Source organism: Desemzia incerta (assembly GCF_900115825.1).
GTDB classification, from domain to species: Bacteria; Bacillota; Bacilli; order Lactobacillales; family Carnobacteriaceae; genus Desemzia; species Desemzia incerta.
Window position 1 is genome coordinate 212,980 of the sequence record NZ_FOXW01000001.1, and the last position, 24,944, is coordinate 237,923.

General features: G+C 38.5%; 18 protein-coding genes, 2 pseudogenes and 1 other annotated feature. Of the genes and pseudogenes, 14 read left to right on the forward strand and 6 right to left on the reverse strand.

The genetic code is table 11. The features are described 5' to 3' along the window. The first annotated feature begins 168 nt into the window (after positions 1 to 168). Positions 169 to 933 carry an SDR family oxidoreductase gene (locus tag BM137_RS01030; protein ID WP_092479291.1) on the forward strand — a complete coding sequence of 255 codons (765 nt, stop codon included), beginning with the start codon at positions 169 to 171 and terminating at the stop codon, positions 931 to 933. 78 nt (positions 934 to 1,011) lie between these two features. On the opposite strand, the gene ndk is transcribed toward BM137_RS01030, so the two are convergent. Then, positions 1,012 to 1,413: a nucleoside-diphosphate kinase gene (gene ndk / locus BM137_RS01035; protein WP_092479292.1), complete on the reverse strand. Its 402-nt coding sequence runs from the start codon at positions 1,411 to 1,413 to the stop codon at positions 1,012 to 1,014. Between the two features lie 80 nt (positions 1,414 to 1,493). Next, positions 1,494 to 1,997: an AAA family ATPase gene (locus BM137_RS01040; protein ID WP_092479293.1), complete on the reverse strand. Its 504-nt coding sequence runs from the start codon at positions 1,995 to 1,997 to the stop codon at positions 1,494 to 1,496. Between the two features lie 240 nt (positions 1,998 to 2,237). Between BM137_RS01040 and BM137_RS01045 the strand changes: the two genes are divergently transcribed. Next, on the forward strand, positions 2,238 to 3,824 hold the full coding sequence (locus BM137_RS01045) for a Mur ligase family protein (RefSeq protein WP_092479294.1): 1,587 nt from the start codon (positions 2,238 to 2,240) through the stop codon (positions 3,822 to 3,824). 129 nt (positions 3,825 to 3,953) lie between these two features. On the opposite strand, the pseudogene BM137_RS01050 reads toward BM137_RS01045, so the two are convergent. Then, positions 3,954 to 5,057, reverse strand: a pseudogene (locus BM137_RS01050) (NADH-dependent flavin oxidoreductase). Between the two features lie 245 nt (positions 5,058 to 5,302). Here BM137_RS01050 and BM137_RS01055 point away from each other — a divergent pair. From BM137_RS01055 to BM137_RS01065, 3 genes are all read left to right on the forward strand, one after another. Further along, positions 5,303 to 6,100 carry an SDR family NAD(P)-dependent oxidoreductase gene (locus tag BM137_RS01055; RefSeq protein ID WP_092479295.1) on the forward strand — a complete coding sequence of 266 codons (798 nt, stop codon included), beginning with the start codon at positions 5,303 to 5,305 and terminating at the stop codon, positions 6,098 to 6,100. A 43-nt stretch (positions 6,101 to 6,143) separates the two neighbouring features. Beyond that, a complete protein-coding gene (locus BM137_RS01060; protein WP_092479296.1) occupies positions 6,144 to 7,373 on the forward strand; it encodes an NAD(P)/FAD-dependent oxidoreductase in 1,230 nt (409 codons plus the stop codon). Between the two features lie 627 nt (positions 7,374 to 8,000). Next, complete coding sequence (locus BM137_RS01065; RefSeq protein ID WP_092479297.1) at positions 8,001 to 8,381, forward strand: VOC family protein; 381 nt, start codon at positions 8,001 to 8,003, stop codon at positions 8,379 to 8,381. A 201-nt stretch (positions 8,382 to 8,582) separates the two neighbouring features. Here the strand turns inward: BM137_RS01065 and BM137_RS01070 are convergent, their stop codons facing one another. Genes BM137_RS01070 through BM137_RS01080 form a run of 3 tightly spaced genes read right to left on the reverse strand, consistent with a single transcriptional unit; the run spans position 8,583 to position 13,373 of the window. Next, positions 8,583 to 10,406, reverse strand: a complete 1,824-nt coding sequence (locus tag BM137_RS01070) for an ABC transporter substrate-binding protein (protein ID WP_092479298.1) — start codon at positions 10,404 to 10,406, stop codon at positions 8,583 to 8,585. 55 nt (positions 10,407 to 10,461) lie between these two features. Continuing rightward, positions 10,462 to 11,925: an ABC transporter permease gene (locus BM137_RS01075; RefSeq protein WP_218147481.1), complete on the reverse strand. Its 1,464-nt coding sequence runs from the start codon at positions 11,923 to 11,925 to the stop codon at positions 10,462 to 10,464. Positions 11,926 to 11,942: 17 nt separating this feature from the next. Beyond that, entirely contained in the window at positions 11,943 to 13,373 is a 1,431-nt protein-coding gene (locus tag BM137_RS01080) for an ABC transporter permease (RefSeq protein ID WP_092479299.1), read from the reverse strand. A gap of 108 nt (positions 13,374 to 13,481) precedes the next feature. Then, positions 13,482 to 13,765: a binding site (T-box leader), on the reverse strand. Between the two features lie 217 nt (positions 13,766 to 13,982). Between BM137_RS01080 and BM137_RS11485 the strand changes: the two are divergent. From BM137_RS11485 to BM137_RS01120, 9 genes and pseudogenes are all read left to right on the forward strand, one after another. Continuing rightward, positions 13,983 to 14,810: pseudogene (locus tag BM137_RS11485) on the forward strand (ABC transporter ATP-binding protein); the annotation flags it as partial. Then, the gene (locus tag BM137_RS11490; RefSeq protein WP_244887627.1) at positions 14,811 to 15,728 is read left to right on the forward strand and encodes an ABC transporter ATP-binding protein; all 918 of its coding nucleotides are present in this window, start codon (positions 14,811 to 14,813) and stop codon (positions 15,726 to 15,728) included. 157 nt (positions 15,729 to 15,885) lie between these two features. Continuing rightward, a complete protein-coding gene (locus BM137_RS01090; protein WP_092479301.1) occupies positions 15,886 to 16,266 on the forward strand; it encodes a VOC family protein in 381 nt (126 codons plus the stop codon). Positions 16,267 to 16,438: 172 nt separating this feature from the next. Further along, on the forward strand, positions 16,439 to 17,278 hold the full coding sequence (licT, locus tag BM137_RS01095; protein WP_092479302.1) for a BglG family transcription antiterminator LicT: 840 nt from the start codon (positions 16,439 to 16,441) through the stop codon (positions 17,276 to 17,278). Between the two features lie 150 nt (positions 17,279 to 17,428). After that, positions 17,429 to 19,381 (forward strand): beta-glucoside-specific PTS transporter subunit IIABC, encoded by a 1,953-nt coding sequence (locus tag BM137_RS01100; protein ID WP_092479303.1) that lies wholly within the window; start codon positions 17,429 to 17,431, stop codon positions 19,379 to 19,381. A gap of 53 nt (positions 19,382 to 19,434) precedes the next feature. Continuing rightward, complete coding sequence (locus BM137_RS01105; protein ID WP_092479304.1) at positions 19,435 to 20,850, forward strand: glycoside hydrolase family 1 protein; 1,416 nt, start codon at positions 19,435 to 19,437, stop codon at positions 20,848 to 20,850. 20 nt (positions 20,851 to 20,870) lie between these two features. After that, positions 20,871 to 22,280: a 6-phospho-beta-glucosidase gene (locus BM137_RS01110; RefSeq protein ID WP_092479305.1), complete on the forward strand. Its 1,410-nt coding sequence runs from the start codon at positions 20,871 to 20,873 to the stop codon at positions 22,278 to 22,280. 123 nt (positions 22,281 to 22,403) lie between these two features. Continuing rightward, positions 22,404 to 23,921: a glycoside hydrolase family 43 protein gene (locus BM137_RS01115; protein ID WP_092479306.1), complete on the forward strand. Its 1,518-nt coding sequence runs from the start codon at positions 22,404 to 22,406 to the stop codon at positions 23,919 to 23,921. 327 nt (positions 23,922 to 24,248) lie between these two features. Next, entirely contained in the window at positions 24,249 to 24,944 is a 696-nt protein-coding gene (locus tag BM137_RS01120) for a DUF969 domain-containing protein (RefSeq protein WP_092479307.1), read from the forward strand.

Here is a 24,944-nt window from a genome sequence, read left to right on the forward strand (position 1 = left end):
TTTAAAAGGTAAGACCTAAAACAGCACGGAGTAAGTTAATTTCACTTCGGGCTGTTTTGTATATCTATAACATCTTTGAGTAGCATGAAGTCAGAAAAGAGAAAATAAATCAGGAGAACGAAAAAATTAAAGATTGAAAAAAGCAAATAGTAAACAGGGGGGATAATGATGAAAAAAATCGTACTTACCGGCGGAGCGAATGGAATCGGACGAGCGATTGTGGAAAGTTTAACGGACAAAGTAGAACTGTATGTGATTGATTGCGACCAACAAGCAGGAGAGGCTTTAGAGAAAAAGTTGTCTTCTTCTCATATTCATTTCTTTTACGGAGATTTAGCAAGTGAGACTGTTTTAGAAGAGTTCGCCCGTTTCGTAAAAGAACGAACAAACCAAATTGATGGATTTATCCACAATGCAGCTATCAATAATGGTGGATTAGTTTCCGGAGCAACGTACGGCGACTTTATGGAAGTATTGAAAGTCAATGTGGGAACGGCCTACTATTTGACGCAGCAATTTGAAGAACATCTTTCTGATGTTGCCAGCATTATTTTGATGTCTTCTACTCGTAATCGCCAAAGTATGGAAAACAACGAAAGTTACAGCAGCTCGAAAGGAGCCTTGCTTTCTCTAGCTCTTGCTATGGCGAACAGTCTTCGCAGCAAAGCCAGAGTAAACGTCATCAGTCCAGGATGGATTGAGACCAATGATTTCCAATTCGAAAAACAAGAAATGGAGCTGTCTACAAACGATCACTCCCAACACTTAGTAGGTAGGGTAGGTTATCCAGCAGATATTTTCCACATGGTGGAATTCCTATTAGATGAAAGCAAATCAGGTTTCATCACAGGACAAGAATTTGTAGTAGACGGCGGGATGTCGAAACAAATGATTTATCATGAAGAACATGGGTGGGAATACACCACTGATTAAAGTTAAGGTTGAATTCTGCAAAAAAAGCTGCGCCAACATTTATTGTTGGCACAGCTTTTTTTAACTATCCATAATTAATCAACCAAACCATATCTCTCTTTCACGTTCTGCACTTTCTGTTGAATCGGAAGCGTGAACAGTATTTTCAGACATACTTTTTCCGTAAAGGGCACGAATCGTATTATCTTGAGAATCTGCAGGGTCAGTAGTTCCGTTCAATGCTCGTACTCGACTAATAGCATTTTCTCCTTCTAATACTAAGGCAACTAAAGGGCTTCTTGTCAGATAAGCAACCAGGCGGTCAAAAAAAGGTTTACCTTTATGCTCTATGTAATGTTGCTCCGCTAAAGTTGAAGAGGCTTTCATTAGTTTCAACTCTAAAACGCTTAGTCCATTTCTTTCATATTCAACTAAAATATGACCAATCAGATTCCGTTCCACCGCATCGGGTTTAAGTAGTACCAATGTTTTCTCTATCATTTTTATCCCCCTTAGAAAGTTTCTTACTACAAGTTTAACATAGCTGCATTTTAAAAGCTGAAAGAAGCGAAGATGTTTACCTAGTCTTTCGTTAAATCATTTAGTATCAATTCCAATACTTCTTCTTGGCTGAATGTTTCATCAATGATGGTCTCATTCACAGTATTTAAGTAGTCCTTTTCCAACCACCATTTTTTCATTCTGTCAGGACCAAAATCATTCACTTTATCTCTCGTTTGGTGACGTATAACAGTCTCTTCAAATGGGATCTCATAATAGTACACATAGGCATGCGGAGCAAACAAATCCATCAACTCATCAAACAGTTCTTTATATCGTACAGAAGCGAAAATCCCTTCAATAATCACATATTGATACTTGTCTTTGCCGAATTCAGCCAGCAGTTTTACAAGGTCTACCGTAGGATTTCCTGGTCGGTCTTTAGCATTTAAAATATCGATTCGAACAGTGTCTTGTGAGATCAACATAGCTTGTTCGTAATCAAATTGTTTTTGGAGCAATTGAGCAGTGGTCGTTTTCCCGCTTCCAGAGTTCCCTCTGATGATAATGAGTTTAGAATCCATTTTTGCCTCCACTTGTATTTGATGAATTTATTATATCAATAGAGATCAGATTGGTATACGGATTACTGTATGCCAATGTAACTAAAGTTGATCCGTTTTTTAGCGTTTACTTATTTTCTGTGAGCAGATTATATGACATTCAGTGGGGAAGATTGTAAACTAAAATTTAACAATAGACGTAATCTGTCTAAAATTAGTTTAGAGATTACGCATACTTTCACTGAGGGAGTCACGATCATTATGAAACTAAAGGACTTATTGAAATCGGTAAAGATCGACTCTAGCTGCCCTGAACAGCTTAAAGCGAAATTAAATGAAATCGATATCAAAAAAATTGCATATCACACGAAAGAAGTTGGCGCAGATACGCTATTCGTCTGTATCAATGGACACAAAACAGATGGGCATAAGTATGCCAATCAAGCAGTTATCAATGGAGCGTCCGTTATTGTTGTTGAAAAATTTATTGAAGGGATAGACGTTCTCCAACTCAAGGTCTCTGATAGCCGAGAAGCATTAGCTCAGTTATCAAGTAATTTTTTTGGTCATCCTTCTCAGTCAATGAGCCTGTTCGGAGTGACCGCGACCAATGGTAAAACGACAATTACCTACATGACGGAAGAGATATTTAAAGCCTATCAATTGAAAACCGGTTTAATAGGTACGATTCTAGTCAAGTATGACAAAGAAATCGAAATGAGCCGGTTAACGACTCCAGAGTCCTATGACTTACAACAGTATTTGGCAAAGATGAGAGAGCATGAAATCACGCATGTCTCTATGGAAGTTTCTTCTTCGGCACTAGAATTGAAACGAGTCCGCAATACGGAATTTGATGTTGTAGCCTTTATGAATATCAGTCCCGAACACATCCGATTGCACGAATCGTTTGAAGCTTACTTTGATGCTAAAGCTTCTTTGGTAAGAAATGCTCCTAAAACAAGTACAGCTATTTTAAATATTGATGAACTGCTGCTCATTCCTTTAGCGAATCAGACAAAAGCTCAAGTGGTTACATTTGGAATTGAAAACAGTTCCGGCACTATAAGCGTTTCAGACATCCAATTCTCGTCTGGGATGCCGTCCTTCACCGTTCATATTCAAAAACCTTTTAAAACATTGAGCGGAAACCTCATTGAACCGGTAAGTTTCGGGTTGGAAATGTCGGTTCCAGGGTACCATTCGATTTACAACGCACTTACAACCGTGGTTACAGGATTGGTCAACGACATTCCAATTGAAGTAGTTCAACAAGGGATCAAAAACTTTTGCGGAGTCGAGAGACGATTCCAGATTCTTTATGACAATGAATTTAAAGTGATCGACGACTTATTACTCAACCAGAACAACATCCACTCTTGTATGGAAACCATCAGTCATTTAACTTACAACAAACTGCACCTTGTACACGCCCTCAGAGGAAGCAACGGACCCGAACACAGTACAGAAATCGCGGAAACTTTGGCAGCCTGTTTTGATCAAATGAATGTCGCAAAAATCATTTTGACAACAGCTTCTTCACATGTGGAGAAAAAAGATGAAGTTACTCCAGAAGAGCTAGCAGCTTTCTTGAAAGTCATGGAACAAAACAACATTGAAGTTGCTATGTTTGAGGAATTAGACGATGCATTGGAGTTCGGAGTTGCCCAGTTGGAACAAGAAGATATTCTTTTACTATCAGGAGCGCATTCGATGGATCAAGGTGCTCGAAAGACATTGGAATTGATAAAAGAGCTTTACCCTACAGTAGATCATGAAAAAATCAATCAAGTGTTAGAGTCTAAGCTGATTGGAATGGACACTTACAAATTGGCTGAAAATTTTTAATCCAATAAGTAAAATAAAATCAAAAAACAACTCAGCGGTTGGGATCTTGACCCAACCGCTGAGTTGTTTTTGACAGCCTATAGACATTTTAAACCACACAAATTGGTGCAGCTAACTGGTAGAAGTGGGTTACTTGATTCTGTCAGGCATCATGGCTTCCATGAAGCCCCAAACACCCGTGTTTAATCGCAATGCGTCACGCTCTTCTACACTGACAGACTCTCGAACTATATCTTCTCTGCCGCTTAATACTTTACTTACCCAGTGAGGATCAGCAAGCAATACTCGTCCTAATGCGACCATTTCACTGTTTTGTAGAGCTTCTTCAGCATCAGCACTAGTTCTGATATCTCCAACACTGATCAAAGGAACTCTTCCATTGATCTTGTCATTGATGTATTCAATCATTGATTTGTCTTGATAATTTTCTGATCTGGAAACTTGCTTGTAGTTTCCAATAGAAATGTGTAAATAATCCAGGTCTTTATCGGCAAGCTTATCCACAAGGTATAACGTATCCTCAAAACGAATTCCTGGATTTTCATATTCCTCTGGTGAAAAACGATACCCGATAATGAATGGCTCACTGGTTTCTTTCTCTACGACTTCAATGATCTCATTCACTAAGCGGTCAACAAAAGAATATCTCTTTTCTAAGCTTCCGCCTCATTGATCTTCTCTGCGATTAGAGTGTGGAGAAAAGAATTGTTGAATCAAATAGGTATTTGCCCCATGGATTTCAATACCGTCGAATCCAGCTTTTACAGCACGTACTGCTGCAGATTTAAAATCTTCGATAACTTCTAAAACTTCTGCTTCAGTCAATGCTCTTGGTTCTTCTGCATCTGGACGCTCAGCTTTTATTGCGCTGGCAGACACAGGTTGTTTCCCTTTTAGAATAGAAGAATGTGTCATTCTGCCGCCATGAAAAATTTGTAAGATTGACTTTGTACCAGATTTTTTTATTGCAGCGGAAAGTTTGGCGAGACCTTCTATATGTCGGTCATCAAAAACGCCAATTTCGCCGTCCCAACCTTTTCCAATCTCTTGAACGTTAGCAGCAGCCGTTATAACAGCGCCTACTTCGCCACTTCTTAGTGCATAATATTCGATTTCATCTTTTGTAACAGTCCCATCGAAAAAACTCATCATATTTGTCATAGGTGCCATTACTGCACGGTTTTTAAGTGTTGCTCCACGTTTTAACTCTATCGATTTGCCTAATTTAGTCAATTTTAACCATCCTTTCAAATTGAACGACGGCTTACAATAAGTAAGTTGTCATTCATATGTTGTAACTGCTGTTTCTAAATTATGCAAACTTTTCTACTTGACCGGTACAGAAGAGAGAAAAAACACAAAAGCGTAAAAATTGTCTTTCTTTCTAGAGAATAGTACCATTTTAGATAGTAAGCGGCTGAGAGTATTGAGTCAGTCCAATAAAATCAAATGGATACTTCATTGAGGAGGCAATCACGATGGATTTAGGGATTACAGGAAAAGCAGCACTGATTACAGGGTCGAGTTCAGGAATCGGACTAGCAACAGCAAAAGTTCTTTTGGAAGAAGGAGCTACCGTTATTTTGACTGGAAAAGAAGATGATGAAGTGAAAGAAGCGGTCAATGAACTGGGAGAAAATGAAAGACTTTTTGCTTATGCCGCAGACATTACTGATGAAGAAGAAATCAAGCAGCTCCGCGATAAGATTGCAAAAGATGTCGGCAAAATCGATATTCTTGTTCACTCTGCTGGAATAACAGGCAATCAAGGATTGTTCCACGAATTGTCTGTTGAGGATTGGCAACATACTCTGGACGTGAATTTGATCGGACCAGTTCGTGTAACAAAAGAATTCTTACCTGATTTAAGAGACGGCGGTTGGGGTAGAATTGTCTTTATCTCATCTGAAAATGGAGTTCAACCTTATGACGATGAATTACCGTATGATAGTGCTAAAGCTGGAATTATTGCATTTTCAAAAGGGTTGTCACGGACTTATGCGCGTGAAGGGTTGCTGGTCAATACTGTGTCGCCAGCCTTTATTGAGACTCCGATGACAGATACCATGATGGAAAATCGTGCTAAAGAGTTAAATGTATCTATAGAAGAAGCGGTAGAATCTTTCCTAGATGTGAAGAGACCATTTATGGAATTAAAACGCCGAGGTCGAGTAGAAGAAGTGGCCAGCGTCATTGCTTTTCTATGTTCAGATAAAGCTTCCTTTGTGAATGGATCAAATTACCGTGTAGATTCCGGTTCAGTAGCAACGATTTAAAGATATGTATGAAATAGTTGATAAAAGAAAGGGGAACATTTACATGAAAAACGAAGAAAGAAATGAAATTCAAAATTTACAACAAGTAAACCAGCCGTATGATTATTTGATCGTCGGAGGGGGAATGGTGGCAGCTTATGCCGTTCAGGGTATTCGCGAATACGATAAGATGGGCAGCATAGGAGTCGTTTCTACCGACATGGACGTTCCTTATACACGTCCGGCATTGACAAAAAAATTGTGGACAGATGATGAGTTTACTCAAGACCAGGTTCCTCTGGATACAGAAGAAAATGGGGTAGAATTAAAATTAGAAACAGCTGTCACTGAGATCAATCGAGACCAAAAAACGGTTCGATTGGATGATGGTTCCATTTTAAGTTACGATAAATTGCTTTTAGCTACGGGTAGCGAGCCTATCGAAATCGAAGGACCAGATGATGATCGTGCGATTTTCTTTAGAAGCTGGGAAGATTACCGCAAGTTGCGTGCTTACTCAGGCAACAACAATCATATCATTGTTGTAGGCGGAGGTTACATTGGAACAGAACTAGCGGCTGGATTGATTCAAAACGAAACGAGAGTAACTTTTGTCTATCCTGAAGAGGTGTTAGGAGAAAAACAATTCCCTGAAGAAATCACGAAAGAATATGAACAACCCTTTAGAGAAGCTGGCGTTCAAATGATGAATGGCAAGCGTGCCGAATCTTACCGAAAAGACGGCGACAAGATCATCGTGACTCTGGATGATGGACAGGAAATCGAAGGAGACGCTCTTGTGAGTGGTCTAGGAGTTTCGCCGCGAACAGATCTTGCTGAAGAAAGTGGCTTAAAAGTAGACGATGGAGTCATTGTAGATCAGTATTTGCGCACCAGTGATCCGAATATCTATGCGGCCGGAGATATTGCTACTTATCCAGATGAGATTTTAGGCAGCAACCGCATCGAGCATGTGGATCATGCCCGAAACTCTGGAGAAACAGTAGGTAAAGTGATGGCTGGATCGGATGAGCCATATACGTATACTCCATACTTTTATTCCGTGGTGTTTGACATTTCATGGAAAGCGATCGGTACATTGGATTCAGGGCTGGAGACAATGATCGACGAAGTGGGTGAAGGAAAAGTGGTTTATTACCTGAAAGACAATAAACCGGCAGGCATCTTGTTATGGAATGTAGAAGCCGACTTAGACGAGGTCAGAAGTATTTTAGACAACCCACCTTCTGATCCATCTCAATTGAAAGGCGCTATTCAAGAAAAAGAAGACTAAGTAGGAAACAACCTTTGCTGCAAAAGCAAAGGTTGTTTTTTGATTTGCGTCTATGAAAAGTTGATTATGGCATATATCAAGTGGCAAAGCGTAAAAATGCCTATCGGAAAAAGTGCGATGTGATTTCTTTTCTCCAAGGCATAGAAAAGAAAAGCGGCGCAAGGAGCAAGGGTTAAAATAAGAATCAATGCGAAATTTATCATTCCAATGTAATAAACGATCCAAGAAAGATAATAAACGGAACAAGAAAGAATAGTCGAAATCATTAGTGTAGATTTAACATTATGTTTTGGGGCAGCCGCATTTGCTGTGAAGTATAATAATCCGATAAAGATAACTTGACTAATAGAAGCTGCCAGATTGAAAATAGGAGTGACGGATTCTGTTCTTAATACATCATTAGGAGCAGGAAATAAAGACCAGACAACAGTTGGTAGCAGTAGAAAAACAGTCAGCTATATACTGTCTACATTCAAATTAAAGGTATAATTTTTGATCATAATAAACATGCTCCTTATTACTGACAGAATTAACCATGACAATGAGTCTTTTTTTCATTATACTATTGGTAACGATTGCAATGAGTATAGCAATAAAAAATACGAGAATAAAATAGGAGAGTACACTATGTATATTGAACATATCGCATTATGGGTAAAGGACTTGGAAGCAGCAAGAGATTTTTACTGCGATTATTTTGGCGCTGTTTCAAATGATGTATACCACAACCCTACTAAAGGCTTCAAATCTTACTTTTTAACATTTGAAAAAGGAGCTCGATTGGAATTGATGTCGCGTACAGATGTGACAGAAGCTCATGAACCAGCAATGTTAGGATGGGCACATCTGACGATTTCAGTAGGCAGTAAAGAAAAAGTAGATCAACTAACAGAACAATTGATCCAAGACGGCTACCGCTGTCAAGGACAGCCACGCACAACAGGTGATGGTTATTATGAAAGTGTGATCGAAGATCCTGAAGGGAATTGGATAGAGATCACAAAATAGAAATAGTAAGCCCTTATGCTTTAGTGTTAACAGCGCTTTAATACAGTGCTGTTATCCTGAATTATTCTGGATATATAATGTTTTTAAGATGAAGATCGAGGAAAGTAGTTGCAGCTATAATCTATAGGTTGAAACAAATAAAAATCAGTAGTAAGGATCCTGTGTTTTACAGGATCCTTACTACTGATAAAGTATTTCAGCTTATTTTATTGAGTCTAAATAATTTTGATAAAACTCTTCTACTTTAGCTGGATCAGCTACTAGTTCATTTCCAGTGTCTACTAATGGGCTAACCGTAGAATAAGCTTTCAATTTTAACCCATCATAAGCAGCGCTGAGTTCATCTTGGTTGATGGAGTAAAGAATCGATTTGCGCAAATCAGCACTGACAGAAACCTCACGTCCGTTGGCATTAAACAGCATATAAGTTACACCGTTGCTTGGCATACTTTGTAACGATAAACTGTCTTCTCCTTCAACAACGTCATATTTTGTTTCATCTAACCCAGCTAACAAGTGAATCTCGCCAGAACGTAAGGCAGACAAAGCACTATCTGCATCTCCGATGAAACGAACCGTTACGTTAGCGATTTGAGCGGCATGTTCTGTGCCAGCCATGTAAGCAGGATTTTTTTGGAATGTAGCTTCATAATCATTTTTCTGAGTCATGATATAAGGTCCACTAGCGTACAAATGATTGTCGTATGTTTCGCCTTCTGTTACGGCTCTTTGATCACCATAAGGAATGTCAGTAGAGATGTCAAAGTTTTCCACATCATATGTGTTGATGCTTTCAACTTGCTCTTGTGAGACGATTCCAGCAGATTGGTGTGCAAGATAATTCAAGACTTGTGGAAATGGTTCTGTAGTGGTCACTTTAACAACTTGGTATTGACCTGAAGCATTATCGACTTGCGCTGCATCTTCTACAACACTAGCAATAGGAGACTCTAAATTAGCCTCTAAAGCTTCTTTGACAGTTCCGTTTCCATCAGATAAAGAAGCATTTTCAAGTTCCGCAAGATCGGTAACTAAACTAACTGAATCAATGTGCTCATGTAAACTGTATGTCCGGTGATCTGGAACAGAGTTGGGATCTTTAGCACGATTCAGTGAGAAAACAGCATCTTGTCCACTGACCATTTTGCCAGTATCAACGGCTTGGTCATCTTCAACGGCTGCGAAATTAATATCGTCGCGTAAAATGAAATAGTAATCTGAATTACCTTCTGCAATCGCATGGTTGTAACTCAAAGAACCATCAGAAACCACTTGGTCATCATCTGTTAAATTTACTAATCGGACATACATATTAGTATTCAATTGGTTGATTGATCCATCATTGCCTTTGATAGGGTCTAATGAAGTCAAATCACCTATTTGTTGCGTCAATATTAATGGTTCTGTGTCGTTTGAAGCAGTTTCATTAAATTGTACCGTTTCCCAAGGGAAAGCACGTGATTTTGCTAGGCGAATAGAATCTGGGTTTAAAAGGTCTTGATTAAATGCTTGAGCTTTTAAAGAAGTATAAAGCGGGACGATATAAGCATTTTCGGTAACTAAAACATCTTCTAATTCTTTATATGTTTCGGTATATTCGTCAGAAGTTTGCAAAGCTGCTTCATTGATCAAAGCATCTACTTCACTATTAGACAGATCGCTATTGTCACCGTCTGTGGTAAATAAAGAACGAACAGCATAATCCGGGTTTCCGGTTACCGTTGTCCAACTTGAAATAGCTAGGTCATAATTACCAGCTTCTTTTTGTGTTTGGAAACTAGCGTAATCTGGCTGCGTGTTCAAGGTAACATCGAAACCATTTTTGATCAATTGATCTCTAACAATATTCATGTCGGTTTCATTGCTTGAAGACCCTAGTAATTCAATGGTCGTTTTTTCCGTTGTTTCACCCGTGGAAACATCAGAATTGTCATTGTTTGCTTGTTCTTCTGTTTGAACATTACAAGCCGCTAATAAAATCACACTAGTGGTAAGAGTTAGGAAAGATAATAATCGTTTTTTCATTGTACTTAACCTCCAAATTTTTTTGTTGTGAGAAAATAAAGATAAAGAATACCGGTTAGTTTAATTTTGGATCAGTTGCATCTCGAATACCGTCTCCTAAGAAATTAAAGGATAAAACAAGTAAGATAATAGCTAAGCCTGGATAAATAGCCAAATAGGGATTGGTTTCTAAATATTGGCTGCCGATTCTTAAAATATTTCCCCATTCTGGGATGTGTGCTTCCACACCGAGTCCAAGATAACTTAAGCTACTTGTCGAGATAACAGCAGTCCCAATAGTTAACGTTGAACGCACGATCATTGGAGCGATAGCATTTGGAATAACATGCCTGGAGATGATTCGGCTGTTTGTCTGCCCTAAAGCTCGAGCAGATTCAATGTATTCCAAGTTGCTGACTTGCATCACATTTGCGCGCATCGTTCTAGCGTAAGAGGGAATCGACCCTAAACTTAATGCAATGATCAAGTTCGTTGTTGAAGCTCCAAATGAGGCTATGATCGTAATGGCTAACAGCATGCCGGGAATGGCGTACAGCACATCCAACAATCGCATGATCACGTTATCAGTCTTACGGCCGTAAAAGCCCGATACTGCGCCTAAAATTCCGCCAACTACTAAAGGAATAGCTGTTGCAATCAACCCAACCGATAGTGAAATTTGAGTACCATAAACAATTCTTGTAAAAACATCGCGCCCATAATTATCCGTCCCAAATGGATAACGTAAAGAAGGGGTTTGTAAAATAGAACTGTAATCATTTTGAACAGCAAAAGAATAACTAAACGTCCAATTACAAGTAACAGCTAACATAATTAAGAAAGCAATGAACAGCAGTCCGAGCAAAGCAGCTTGGTTTTTAATCAGCTTTTCACGAATACTTGTCTGACGTTTTCCCATATGATCGGGTTTGTTGTTTTGATAAAAAGAAGCTGCTACAAAAAAGACGAGTATATTTCCTGTAAGACCAGTCAATGCAAGAATGAATAAGGTTATTTTTTGAGTTGTTGGTTTCCATTCAAACCATTTCTGCCCAAAAGCTAAAACGAAGCTGTGAAAGAGCAAGATAACTATCATGAGGTAAAATAACGGTAGAAAAGTGTTCGATACAAACGGCTTAAATAGGTTCAAAGCCGTTACAGCAATGACCAGTACATCAACTAATACCATATAAATTGAATAAATCAGACCAGTCGTTAGTGTTTTTTTAAACGTGGTGATTCCTGAAATAAAAGCAAAGATATTCCCTACTAAAAGACTAGCCATCAAAATCAACGAGCTGACTTTAATGGAAGAAAGGTTTATTTCAACATGAAAATCATCTTTTTTAACTGTTTGGAGCAATTTTTGATGCACTAGGCTGATGAATAAATTCAAGATACCTATTCCCAGAATCACCGGTTTGAACCCTAATGGTTGAAATTGAATACTTAGCAGTATCCATAATGCAGCATAGCCCCAAGTCAATCCGTTGTTGAAACGGATTTGTTGGTAAATTAAATTTGTTTGATAGGATCTCACTTAAAAGTCACCTGCTTTCATCGTCCGCTTTTGATTCGGGAACGAATTCTTGGATCAATAAAACTGTAAAGTAAGTCAATAAATACGTTGACGATGGATAAGATAATCGCGATATAAACGACCCCACCCATAACACTTGGAATATCTGGGACAAATTGTTTGTCAACGATGTAGCTTCCCACACCATTGATGTTAAATACTTTTTCCGTAACAGAGGAGCCGCCAAGCATGCCGCCAAATTGTAAACCAATGATTGTCACGATAGGAATCAAGGCATTCGGTACAGCATGTCGAAGAATGACTCTTCTATTTGAGAGTCCTTTTGCTCGGGCTGTCAAAATGTAATCCTCATTGATGACCTCCAGTGTCGATGAACGAGTCATACGAGCGACGGAAGCCATCAAGCCCGTTCCAAGAACAACGGCTGGCATAATAAGAGAAGCGATGTTGTCTGCATTGTAAGTAGCCGGCAGCCAACCCAAGTTAATGGAAAAGGTTAAAATAAAAATCAATCCTTGCCAGAAACTAGGAATGGATATTCCGATCAAAGCGATTAACATGAAAAGATGATCGAAAGTTGTATTGGCTTTAACCGCAGCATAAATTCCAGCAGGGAAAGCAACTGCAATGGAAAGTATCAAAGCAAATAAGGTCAATTGTAAAGTGACAGGAAAGCGGCGCATGATAGTTGTTACGACACGCTCATTTCCTTCAAAAGCATTGCCTAGATCAAAAGTAAAAATGCCTTTGATGGTTCTGCCTAATTGAGTGAGATAAGGGTCATCCAACCCATGAACAGCATTAAAATTAACGATTTGTTCAGGTGTTGCTTGTTCCCCTAAAATATTCGTCGCTGAATCGGAAGGCGACAAATACAATAATGTAAAGACAATAATGGTGACTCCGATAATAACGAACACCATCATAACTAAACGATTAACGATGTAGCGCAAAGTAGGAATGGATACGACCAATAATAGAAAATACATAGGAAAACCTAGAAGTAAAGATAGTACAAACCCAAGAGGTTGTTCTAACCAGTGTGCGGTTTCATTCAAGAAACTCGGCTGCTCGCGGTTTGACTCTTTGTAATAAGCTTCCATGCGTTCCTGTATTTCTTTCTGGTAACCCACTCGATAAAGTTCGTTGCCCTTTTTTTCCATCTGTGCTTGTGAGCTCTGTTGTTTCAGAAAAGCAACCTTCCGTTTTTCTTGGGCCCGAAGCTTGTCTTTTAAAGATGTTGCCGCACCGCTTTCTTCAAATTCAGATTTGATTTCATGCTCCACAGTGCGTTTTTCAAAAGGTTGGCTTTTTAGTAAGTAGCGGATGAGCACAAGAAGCTGAAAGGGGAAGCTGAGTAAACATAATCCTAAAGCGATAAAGGGTTGCTGTGAAGCTTCCTTATAAGATTGACTGACTTTTTGCAGCCAGTTTGATTTGGTGTGCATGCTATTTCCTCCTTCCAGTTATTTTAGTTGTCAAAGATTCGTTAGACATGTTTTCTGAAAAATATACAAAAAAAGCCCTTAAATGACTCTTCATCGAATGAAGAGCTATTTAAGGGTAAAATGCACTATTTTACGGTTCCACCTTAATGGGTACGAAGAAAAAAGAACTGCCATTCTTGTTTTCTTTGTATGCTTGATTCGGTACGGCGCCATATCATTCAGACGGGTATACCGATTTGCTGTAACGGGCAACCCCGATATGATCTAAAGAATCATTCCCTCAACCATACAACTCCAAGATGCACTTCCAAGTTTTCTTCTAGATCCCTTTCCACCAGACGGGACTCTCTATACTATCATCCAACTTGTACTTTTCTTTTCATAGTTTTTCAGATGTGTTCAATTGTCTAACTAGCCATAAATATAGCAAACGCTCTTATATTCGTCAAGCGAATATAAAAAAAACTTTTATTTAGTAAGCGACAGGGGTTTATTTTTAAAATGAATCGTGTTACATTGCTAAGCAAAAGGACTGCCGTTCACTACCAAGATCAATCTTAATGGTATAATTAAGATTGGTTTCGGTTAAAAATAGTAAAGGAGTCAATTATGGAAACTCTATTGAATGTAACTAATTTGTCTGTCTCTTTTACGACAGGCAGCAACACACAGCAAGTCACATCTGAAGTTTCTTTCTCAGTTCAAAAAGGAGAAACGATTGGAATTGTTGGCGAATCTGGCAGTGGAAAAAGTGTAACGGCTCGCTCTATTATGGGGCTGTTAGCCCCAAACGCATATGTTCATCCTGAGAGCAATATTGTATTTATGGGAAAGAACTTACTTAACATGACTGAACGAAAAATGCAGGAAATACGTGGGAAAGATATCGGGATGATCTTTCAAGATCCGATGACTTCATTGAACCCAACGATGACAGTTGGCAGCCAAATTACGGAGACTCTTCTTTTTCATGAAAAACTATCAAAAAAAGAAGCAGAAGCCCAAGCAAAAGATATTATGCGTCATGTTGGAATAACTGATGTAGATGTGCGGTACAAACAATACGCCCATGAATTTTCAGGCGGTATGCGTCAAAGGATGATGATTGCTTTAGCGTTAGTCTGCAAGCCGGCATTATTGATTGCAGATGAACCGACAACAGCGTTGGATGTGACCATTCAAGCACAAATTTTAGATTTACTGAAAGAGGTTCAAGAGAAATTTGGGACAGCGATTATTTTGATCACTCATGATTTTGGCGTTGTGGCAAATATGTGCGACCAAGTCCTTGTTATGAAAAACGGGCAAGTAGTAGAAACGGGCGAAACAAAAGACGTTTTTCAGCACCCAAAAGAAACGTATACTAAAATGCTTCTAGCAGCCATTCCAAATTTGCATAAAGAAAAGACAGCACAACAGAAGAAAAAACTTGCAGAAATCCATTCAGGAAAACGAGAAAAACTCCTTGAAATATCTCATTTAGAAAAACATTTCCCATTAGGCAAAACAGGTCTGTTGAAAGCTGTGGATGATATCAGCTTTGCCATTTACGAAGGAGAAACTCTAGGCTTAGTTGGAGAGTCGGGTTCTGGAAAGTCTACTACTGGGCGAACGATTCTTCGTTTACATGAAGCGACTGGCGGAGAAACTTTGTATAAAGGCTTTGACTTGAACCATCTGTCTCCAAAAGAATTAAAAACCATGCGCAAACACATGCAGATTATTTTTCAAGATCCTTACGCTTCCTTAAATCCACGAATGAAAATTCAAGATATTATTGGAGAAGCTTTGGATATTCACCACTTAGCAAAAAATAAGAAAAAACGAAATGAAAAAGTAGCAGAATTGCTGCGTTTAGTTGGGTTGGATGAAATATTTGCACAACGTTACCCACATGAATTCTCAGGAGGGCAGAGGCAGCGGGTTGGTATTGCGCGCGCTTTAGCAGTAGATCCTGCATTTATTGTGCTCGATGAGCCATTGTCTGCTTTAGATGCTTCTATTCAAACTCAAATTGTGGAACTTTTAGAAGAGTTACAAGAAAAATTAGGATTGACCTATTTGTTTATTGCCCATGATTTAGCCATGGTCAAGCAGATATCAGATCGAGTAGCTGTGATGTACAATGGCCAAATCGTAGAGCTGGCGGATGCGGAAGAATTATTTTCTAACCCTATTCATCCGTATACGAAAAAATTGTTGTCGGCTATTCCAGTTCCAGATCCAGTTTATGAGACTTCTAAAAAAATGACGAGTTTAGTGACCGATGAAAAAGCTGACTTTTATCCGAAAAATAGTGTCTTTAAAGAAGTTGCTGCTCATCATTGGGTAGCACAAACAGCTGAAAGGGAATAAAATGGCTAGATAGATATGAGGTTAAGCAACAAGAAAAAATGGTCCGCTCTAATCATCAAAGAAGATTGTCGTTGTTTTCTAACAAAAATCAGCGATAATTTTTTTGGAGCGCTTTCTTATATGAAATTAAAAATCAGGATAAAGGAGAGGTGTCGGCATGCACATCGAACATACAGCACTATGGGTAAAAGATTTAGAAGTAACAAAAGATTTCTACTGCAATTATTTTGGAGCTGTTTCAAATGATGTTTACCACAACCCTACAAAAGGATTTAAATCTTATTTTCTAACATTTGCGGAAGGTGCTCGATTGGAATTGATGACGCGTACAGATGTGACAGAAGCTCATGAACCAGCAATGTTAGGATGGGCACATCTGGCGATTTCAGTAGGCAGTAAAGAAAAAGTAGATCAACTGACAGAACAATTGATCCAAGACGGCTACCACTGTCAAGGACAGCCACGCACAACAGGTGATGGTTATTATGAAAGTGTGATCGAAGATCCTGAAGGGAATTGGTTAGAGATTACAGTGTAAAGACTAAAAAATAAAAAAGAAAGGGCTTGCATAACAAAAAGTTGCATGGTATTATCTTTTTAAGGATTGTTACTGGTTGTGCAGGCAAAACCTAAATTGTTACGAAATGATAATTTTTTGTCATTTGGTATCAGTTTAGGTTTTTTTTATTGAAAGGGGGAATGTTTGCTGCATGCGAGTAAAAAAAGTATTTAACAATAATGTCGTGCTTGCCGAAACAAAAGGACAATCCGAAATGATTGTAATGGGTAAAGGAATCGGTTTTCAAAAAAAATCTGGAGATGCCATCGAAGAAGAGTTCATTGAAAAGAAATTTGTTATTCAAGAAGATGAACCAGCAGAATATTTAAAAGCTGTATACCAAACTCTTCCAGTTGAAGAATCAGATGCCGTTTTTGCTATTGTTGTTAAAGCCGAACAAGATCTACAACAGACTTTTGATTCAAATGTTTACCTTACTTTAGCAGATCATATACACTACGCTATCCAAAGAACAGCTGAAGGAATTAATTTGAAAAACCCATTAGCTTGGGAAGTTAGACGGTTTTATCGAAGAGAGTATGAATTAGGGAAAGAAAGTTTAGCTATTATTGAAAAATATACGGGTACAGCACTTGATGCAGACGAAGCAGCTTCAATTGCATTGCATTTTGTAAATGCTCAAAAAGAAGGTCAACTGATCGAAGAAACAATCAAAGTAACCAGAATAGTACAAGATATTTTAAATATCGTTCGGTTGCATTTCGGAATTGTTTTTGAAGAAGAATCGATTTCTTATAATCGATTTATGACTCATTTGCAGTACTTTAGTCAACGAGTAGTCTCTAAAGAAACTTATCCAACTTCCCAAGATACCTTTTTACTTGAACAGGTCAAATCTAATTACCCGGATGCGCTAAAATGTACAGAAAAAATAGCTGTGTATATTTCAGAGAGCTATCAATTTCAAGTTTCTCCAGATGAAAAAATTTACTTAACCATTCACATCCATCGAGTAGTAAATCATATATAACTAATTAAATCTGATCTTAAAGGATTGTTACTGTTCAATCAGGCAAAACCTAAGCAGATAGTAAGTAAGAGCAAAGCAGAATTGCGCTCTTAGTATGCTATCCGTTTAGGTTTTTATTTTTACCAAATAAACTTAAAAAGAGGGATTAAAATGAAATATGAAGAATTAGCAAAAGATATATTAGATCATGTCGGCGGAAAAGAGAATGTCAGCAGTTTAGCACATTGTATTACAAGACTTCGCTTCAAATTAAAAGATGAAAGTAAAGCGGATACAGCTTACTTGAAGAAAAGAGAAGGGGTCGTAACTGTTATCCAAAGCGGCGGACAATATCAAGTGGTCATTGGGAATCATGTACCCGATGTTTACAACGCTGTTGCTAAAGTGGGTAATTTGAACACTGAGGGAGAAGTTCCAGTTGATGAAGGAGAAAAAGGAAGTGTCTTTAATCAGTTCATTGATATGATCTCTAAAATTTTCCAACCGATTTTAGGTCCGTTAGCTGCTACTGGGATGTTGAAAGGTTTAGCTGCAGTACTAGTGGCTTTTGGTGTAGCACAAACTAGCGGAACTTACTTATTGATTCAAGCTGCAGGGGATGGATTATTTAACTTCTTACCTATCTTCTTAGCTTTCACAGCAAGTAAACGATTTGGATTGACCCCTTTTACTGGGATGGCGATTGCTGCAGCGATGCTTTATCCAAGCTTAGTGAACCCAGCAGATGTTGAACCTTTGTATACATTATTTGCGGGAACGATCTTTGAGTCACCAATCTATATGACTTTCCTAGGGTTGCCAGTCATCTTGATGAGCTATGCTTCTTCAGTAGTGCCGATCATTTTGGCTACTTACTTTGGAGCAAAAGTTGAAAAAGCAATGAAAAAAATCATTCCAGATGTAGTAAAACTATTCTTAGTACCTTTCCTTACTCTATTGATTGTTGTACCGGTAACGATTTTAGCAATCGGACCAATTGCTACCTGGGCAGCAACCTTGATTGGATCAGGAGTATCAGCTGTATACAATTTTAGCCCAGCAATTGCTGGAGCAATTATGGGTGGTTTCTGGCAAGTATTTGTAATGTTTGGTTTACATTGGGGTTTTATTCCAATTGCCATCAACAACTTATCCACTATGGGATTTGATACTTTGCTTCAAACGGTATTAGGAGTTTCATTTGCTCAAACAGGTGTCATCATCGCTATTGCGTTGAAGACAAAAGAAGCAAAAGTGAGACAATTGAGTATCCCGGCAATCATCTCTGGTTTCTTTGGGGTAACAGAGCCAGCTATTTACGGTATCTCTTTACCAATGAAAAAACCATTTATCTTAAGCTGTATTGCTGGGGCTGTAACGGGTGTTCTTGCAGGAGTATTCCAATTAACTGGATACAACATAGGGGGATTAGGATTGTTTGCTCTACCAGCGGCTATTGATCCATCAGGAGTCAATACCTTTAATTTCTGGGCAGCAGTGATTGTAAGTTTAGTGGGGTTAGTTTTAGGATTCGTATTGATGTACTTTACAAAAGTTCCTACTTTATATGAAGATACAGCAACTGAAGCAACTGGCACATCAACAAATGGTATGACCACTGAATCAACTGTTTCAGTATCAGCAACTAAAAACAGTCAAAACGTTGCTGAAAAAGATTTGATTGCTAGCCCGATGACTGGAGAAACGGTTGAATTGTCTCAAGTCAAAGATGAAGCATTTTCTACAGGAGCTTTAGGTAAAGGTATTGCGATTCAACCCATAGACGGAAAAGTTTATGCTCCTGCAAATGGAACCATTACGATATTGTTTCCAACTCTTCATGCTGTAGGACTCACAACAGAAAATGGAACAGAGATTTTGATTCATGTTGGAATGGACACCGTTCAACTAGAAGGTGAAGGATTTACAGCTCATATTAAACAAGGCGACAAAGTTGTTGCTGGTCAATTGTTGTTAAGTGTTGACTTAGATGTCGTTCGTGGTAAAGGTTATGAAACGATTACTCCAGTCATAGTAACAAACACAAACGACTATACAGACATTTTGTCTACTAAAGATAGAGACTTAACAAATGGAGATTATTTATTGTCCATTGTAGGCTAGGTAGAAACTGATTTAAAAAACAATCAAAAAGAATGAGAGAGGAAGAAAAATAGATGACAACAGAATTTCCAAAAGACTTTTTATGGGGCGGCGCAACAGCCGCCAATCAATATGAAGGGGCATATAATGTAGACGGAAAAGGATTATCTGTACAAGACGTTACCCCACAAGGAGGTTTTGGGCCGATTACAGATGGTCCGACAGAAGACAATTTGAAATTAGAAGGTATTGATTTTTATCACCGTTACAAAGAAGACATCGCACTTTTTGCAGAGATGGGTTTCAAAGTTTATCGCACATCTATTGCCTGGTCGCGTATTTTTCCAAACGGAGACGAGAGTGAACCGAATGAAGCAGGATTAGCTTTCTATGATAAAGTCTTCGATGAGTTGCACAAATATGGAATCGAACCTTTAGTAACATTGTCTCACTATGAAACACCCTTGCATTTGTCGAAAGAGTACAATGGTTGGACTAATAGAAAATTAATTGGTTTTTACGAAAACTATGTACGCACTGTATTTACTCGTTACAAAGATAAAGTGAAGTATTGGCTGACATTTAATGAAGTCAATTCAGTCTTGCACGCTCCATTCATGAGTGGAGGAATCCTGACTCCACCTGAAGAACTGTCTAAACAAGATTTATACCAAGCCGTTCATCATGAATTGGTAGCTAGTGCGTCTGCAACAAAAATCGCGAAAGAAATCAATCCGGATTTCCAAATCGGCTGTATGGTCATCGCTATGCCGACGTATCCAATGACACCAGATCCAGATGATGTTGTGGCAGCAATGCATGCAGAACGACAAAACTACTTGTTCTCTGATATTCATGTACGAGGTAAGTACCCTAATTACATCAAGCGTTTCTTCCGCGACAATGACATTTCGATTCATTTTGAATCAGGTGATGAAGAACTATTAGCTGAAAACACGGTCGACTTTATCTCATTCAGTTACTATATGAGTGTTGCTCAAGCGGCACACCCTGAGAAATACAATAAAGGAAAAGGAAATATTATGGGAGGAATCGCTAACCCACATTTAAAAGCATCAGAGTGGGGATGGCAAATCGATCCGAAAGGTTTATATATTGCGTTGAATGATTTCTACGATCGTTACCAAAAACCATTGTTTATTGTGGAAAACGGTCTGGGTGCAGTAGATGAGTTGATCACTGATGAAAACGGCAATAAAACGGTCCATGATGATTACCGGATTGAGTACATGAATGATCATTTAGTCCAAGTAGGAGAAGCCATCAAAGATGGTGTAGAAGTCATGGGGTACACTTCTTGGGGATGTATCGACTTAGTGAGTGCTTCAACTGCTGAAATGAAGAAACGTTATGGATTCATTTACGTAGACCGCAATAATGATGGAACAGGAACATTAGAACGTTATAAAAAGAAAAGTTTCTACTGGTACAAAGATGTCATCGCATCCAACGGAGCAACTTTAAAATAGAAGAGAGGGGGATGTAATCAATGAATCGACCAAATGTGTTTCCTGAAGATTTTCTGTGGGGCGGTGCAACTGCTGCGAATCAATTTGAAGGGGCCTGGGACGTTGACGGAAAAGGTCCATCAGTAATTGATGGGCTGACGTGCTCTCGGGACATGAAAGAGCGTTTTAGTGGGACAGGAGATTATTATCCTTCGCATGTCGGAATAGACTTTTATCATCGTTATAAAGAAGACATTGCGTTATTTGCAGAAATGGGTTTCTCCATCTTCCGTTTATCTATTGCTTGGACACGGATTTTTCCAAATGGAGATGAAACTGAACCGAATGAAGCAGGTTTAGCTTTTTATGATAAAGTTTTCGATGAATTAGGCAAATACGGCATAGAGCCTTTAGTAACCATCTCTCATTTTGAAATGCCTCAGTATTTAGTGGATCATTATGGAGGATGGAAAAACCGGCAATTAGTTGATTTCTATGTTCGTTTTGCAACAACTTTATTTGAACGATACAAAGGAAAAGTAAAGTATTGGCTGACATTTAATGAAATCAACATGGCGACGTTTATTCCGCAAATCTCGATTGGTTCAGTGGCTGATGAAGGAGAAAATCCTGAAGAAGTGATGTACCAAGCACTTCACCATCAATTTGTTGCGAGTGCGTTGGCAACTAAGGAAGCTAAATTAATTGATCCGACAAACCAGATAGGCTGTATGATTGCTTATGCTCCAGTTTATCCTTTATCGCCGAAACCAGAAGACATTTTTACGGCAATGCAAAAAGAAGAGGAAAAGCACTTCTTCACGGATGTTCAAGTTAAAGGATATTATCCTGATAATAAGTTGGCTTATTTTGCAGAAAAGGATATTCATATTGAGGCAGAGCAAGGAGACGAAGAAATATTAGCGGCTTATCCAGTTGATTTTATTTCATTCAGTTACTATTCCTCAGGGGCTGCAAGTTTTGAAGAAACAGGTAAAAAGAATAATGGAAATGCAATGATAAGCGAAAAAAATCCTTATTTGAAAGAGTCTGAATGGGGATGGGCAATTGATCCGCTAGGGTTACGGACATCATTAAATACTCTATACAATCGTTACCAAGTTCCTTTAATGGTCGTAGAGAACGGATTGGGAGCTGTTGACGAAGTTGTAGACGGCAAAATTCATGATGATTATCGGATCGCTTACTTAAGAGAACACATAGAAGCTATGCGGGATGCTATTGTTAAAGACGGAGTGGATTTGATTGCATATACTTCTTGGGGCTGTATTGACTTAGTCAGTGCAGGAACTGGAGAAATGGCAAAAAGATATGGATTCATTTACGTAGATCGTCAGAATGATGGATCAGGTTCATTGAATCGTCTGAAGAAAGATTCGTTCTATTGGTATAAAGATGTGATTGCATCAAATGGTACAGAATTAAATTGATTGAATAGCTTGTTGGCTTGAGTCAGCAAGCTATTTTTTACTGTAAAAGAGCTTATTTTAACAGTATAAACAGAAAGCGTTTTCTTTGATAATCAAGGTACAAAATCATAAAGGAGATATGAAATGAAATTCAAAAACCCGATTATCAGCGGCTTTTATCCAGATCCTAGTATTTGCAGAGTTGAAGACGACTTTTATTTAGTTACCAGCAGTTTTGAATATTTTCCAGGTGTCCCCATTTTTCACAGCACGGATCTTGTGAACTGGAAACAAATAGGTCATTGCTTAACTACACCAAAGCAGCTGCCTTTGAACGAGACGCCGAGTTCTTGTGGTATTTATGCGCCTACGATACGTTTTCACGAAGGGGTATTCTATATGGTAACCACCAATGTCTTAGAAGGTGGGAATTTCTATGTTACGGCTACAGATCCGGCTGGACCATGGTCAGAACCGATTTGGTTTGAAGACAGCCAAGGAATCGATCCTTCATTCTTCTTTGATGAAGACGGGAAATGCTACTTGACTGGAACTGGCGGCGATCATGAGAAGCCGGGTATCTATCAAGTAGAAATTGATGTGCAGACAGGGAAATATCTTTCTGAAAGCAAATTTATTTGGGGAGGAACTGGTGGAGCATATCCAGAGGGGCCTCATCTTTATAAAATAGGAGAGTACTATTACTTAATGATTTCAGAAGGTGGAACAGAATATAGGCACATGCTGACGATTTCCAGAAGCAAACATCCGTATGGTCCATTTGAAAGTTACGAAGGAAATCCAATTTTGACACATCGGAGTTTAAATCATCCTATACAAGCAACTGGTCATGCTGATTTAGTGCAGCACACAGATGGTTCTTGGTGGGCTGTATTCTTGGCTTTTAGACCAATTGGATATCCAAAGAAACATCATTTAGGACGAGAGACATTTTTAGCACCTGTTACTTGGACAGAAGACGGTTGGCCTATAGTCGGAGAAATGGGTGTGGTAGGGGAAGAAATCGAACACGAATCGATTACGTCAGAGCAACGTTTTGATTGGAAAGAAAGAGAAGACTTCGATCAATCTGTATTAGATCACAAATGGATTTATAGAAGAAATCCGATAGAAGAAAATTATGTCTTGAATGAGCAAGAAGGTTCCTTGAGTCTACTTGGTTCATCAGCAATGTTGCGGGATACCGCAACACATACCTTTGTTGGACGTCGCCAAGAACATTTTGATTGTGAAGTATCCACATTGATGCGTTTTGATCCACAGAATGCAGAAGAGGCTGGATTGACGATATTTGCTAATGAAAATTACCATTATGAAATAGATCTAAGGTATGTGAATGGGAAAACAGAAGTTTTCTTCAGAAAGAATGTCGGGTCAATAAGCGTAGTCGAAAAAAGTTTTGATTATGAAGAAAGCACTATTGAGTTGCGTATCTTAGCTGACCCAGAATGGTATAAATTCGAAATTGTTTCTCCTAACGGTGAGGTGGTTTATTTAGGCAGCGGAGAATGCGGATTGTTGGCTACAGAAGTCTCAGGCGGCTTCACTGGAAACGTGTTTGGATTGTATGCAACTGGTAATGGAGAAAAGAGACAGAATGAAGCCCGTTTTGACTGGTTCACCTATAAAGTAAACAAATAAGACCATCTACTCTTTAAATACTCATCTACAGGTATGGCAAAGATTTGTTTAGTGTTGAAAGCCCAATTATTAGAATCGAGAACTCAATCCTGAATTTCAAAAAAGAAACCCTGAATGAAAAGTATATTTTTCATTCAGGGTTTCTTTTTTGCATAATCTTTCACCTATACCAAAATTTGAAATGGAAAAAAAATATGCAACTGGAGACGTTTTCAGTCGAAAAAAGAGTTGCAATGCTTCTAAGATAGCTTTAATCTATTTGTTAACACTTATTCATAAAGATGAATAAAGCATACATAATAATAAAGAGGAAAGAAGTGAGAAGCAGTGGAAATTATTAAGTTAATTGGAATCGCCATTATCGTTGTTGGTTTTATATTTAAATTCGATACTATTGCGGTTGTTTTAATAGCAGCTCTAGCAACAGCTTTGGTTTCGGGAATATCATTTGTAGAATTTTTATCTTTACTCGGAGAAGCTTTCGTAGATAATCGTTTAGTTACGTTGTTCTTATTGACATTGCCGATGATTGGAATATCTGAGCGTTTCGGTTTGCGTCAACAAGCTGTAAAGCTGATTGAAAGAATCAAAGGATTGACTCCTGGACGTATGTTGTCTCTTTATATGGTTATCCGTGAAATGGCCGGGTTATTTTCTATCCGCATGCAAGGACATACTCAATTTATTCGTCCACTTATCGAGCCGATGACTCAAGCATCTGCAGAAGCTAAATATGGAGAGATGGATGAACAGGATGTTGAGCGTATCAAAGCTCGTTCAGCTGCCACAGAAAATTTTGGAAATTTCTTTGCTCAAAACACTTTTATTGCAGCTTCAGGAGTGTTATTGATTGCAGGAACGATGAAATCACTGGGCTATGATATCTCTGCTGTAGCAGTCGCGCAAGCTTCTATTCCAGTAGCTTTGATTGCATTGGCTTTTGTAGCCATTTCGAATATATTGTTTGATAGAAAATTAAAAAATAAATATGGTAAAAAGCCGACTGAAAAAGGAGCTGAGTAG

Coding starts and splice junctions, on each gene's coding strand:
- BM137_RS01105 (WP_092479304.1), top strand. CDS start 19,435: ATGACAACAGAATTTCCAAAAGACTTTTTATGGGGCGGCGCAACAGCC.
- BM137_RS01090 (WP_092479301.1), top strand. CDS start 15,886: ATGCACATCGAACATACAGCACTATGGGTAAAAGATTTAGAAGTAACA.
- BM137_RS01100 (WP_092479303.1), top strand. CDS start 17,429: ATGAAATATGAAGAATTAGCAAAAGATATATTAGATCATGTCGGCGGA.
- BM137_RS01060 (WP_092479296.1), top strand. CDS start 6,144: ATGAAAAACGAAGAAAGAAATGAAATTCAAAATTTACAACAAGTAAAC.
- BM137_RS01040 (WP_092479293.1), bottom strand. CDS start 1,997: ATGGATTCTAAACTCATTATCATCAGAGGGAACTCTGGAAGCGGGAAA.
- BM137_RS01110 (WP_092479305.1), top strand. CDS start 20,871: ATGAATCGACCAAATGTGTTTCCTGAAGATTTTCTGTGGGGCGGTGCA.
- BM137_RS01065 (WP_092479297.1), top strand. CDS start 8,001: ATGTATATTGAACATATCGCATTATGGGTAAAGGACTTGGAAGCAGCA.
- BM137_RS01115 (WP_092479306.1), top strand. CDS start 22,404: ATGAAATTCAAAAACCCGATTATCAGCGGCTTTTATCCAGATCCTAGT.
- BM137_RS01030 (WP_092479291.1), top strand. CDS start 169: ATGAAAAAAATCGTACTTACCGGCGGAGCGAATGGAATCGGACGAGCG.
- BM137_RS01045 (WP_092479294.1), top strand. CDS start 2,238: ATGAAACTAAAGGACTTATTGAAATCGGTAAAGATCGACTCTAGCTGC.
- BM137_RS01080 (WP_092479299.1), bottom strand. CDS start 13,373: ATGCACACCAAATCAAACTGGCTGCAAAAAGTCAGTCAATCTTATAAG.
- BM137_RS01055 (WP_092479295.1), top strand. CDS start 5,303: ATGGATTTAGGGATTACAGGAAAAGCAGCACTGATTACAGGGTCGAGT.
- BM137_RS01070 (WP_092479298.1), bottom strand. CDS start 10,406: ATGAAAAAACGATTATTATCTTTCCTAACTCTTACCACTAGTGTGATT.
- licT (WP_092479302.1), top strand. CDS start 16,439: ATGCGAGTAAAAAAAGTATTTAACAATAATGTCGTGCTTGCCGAAACA.
- ndk (WP_092479292.1), bottom strand. CDS start 1,413: ATGATAGAGAAAACATTGGTACTACTTAAACCCGATGCGGTGGAACGG.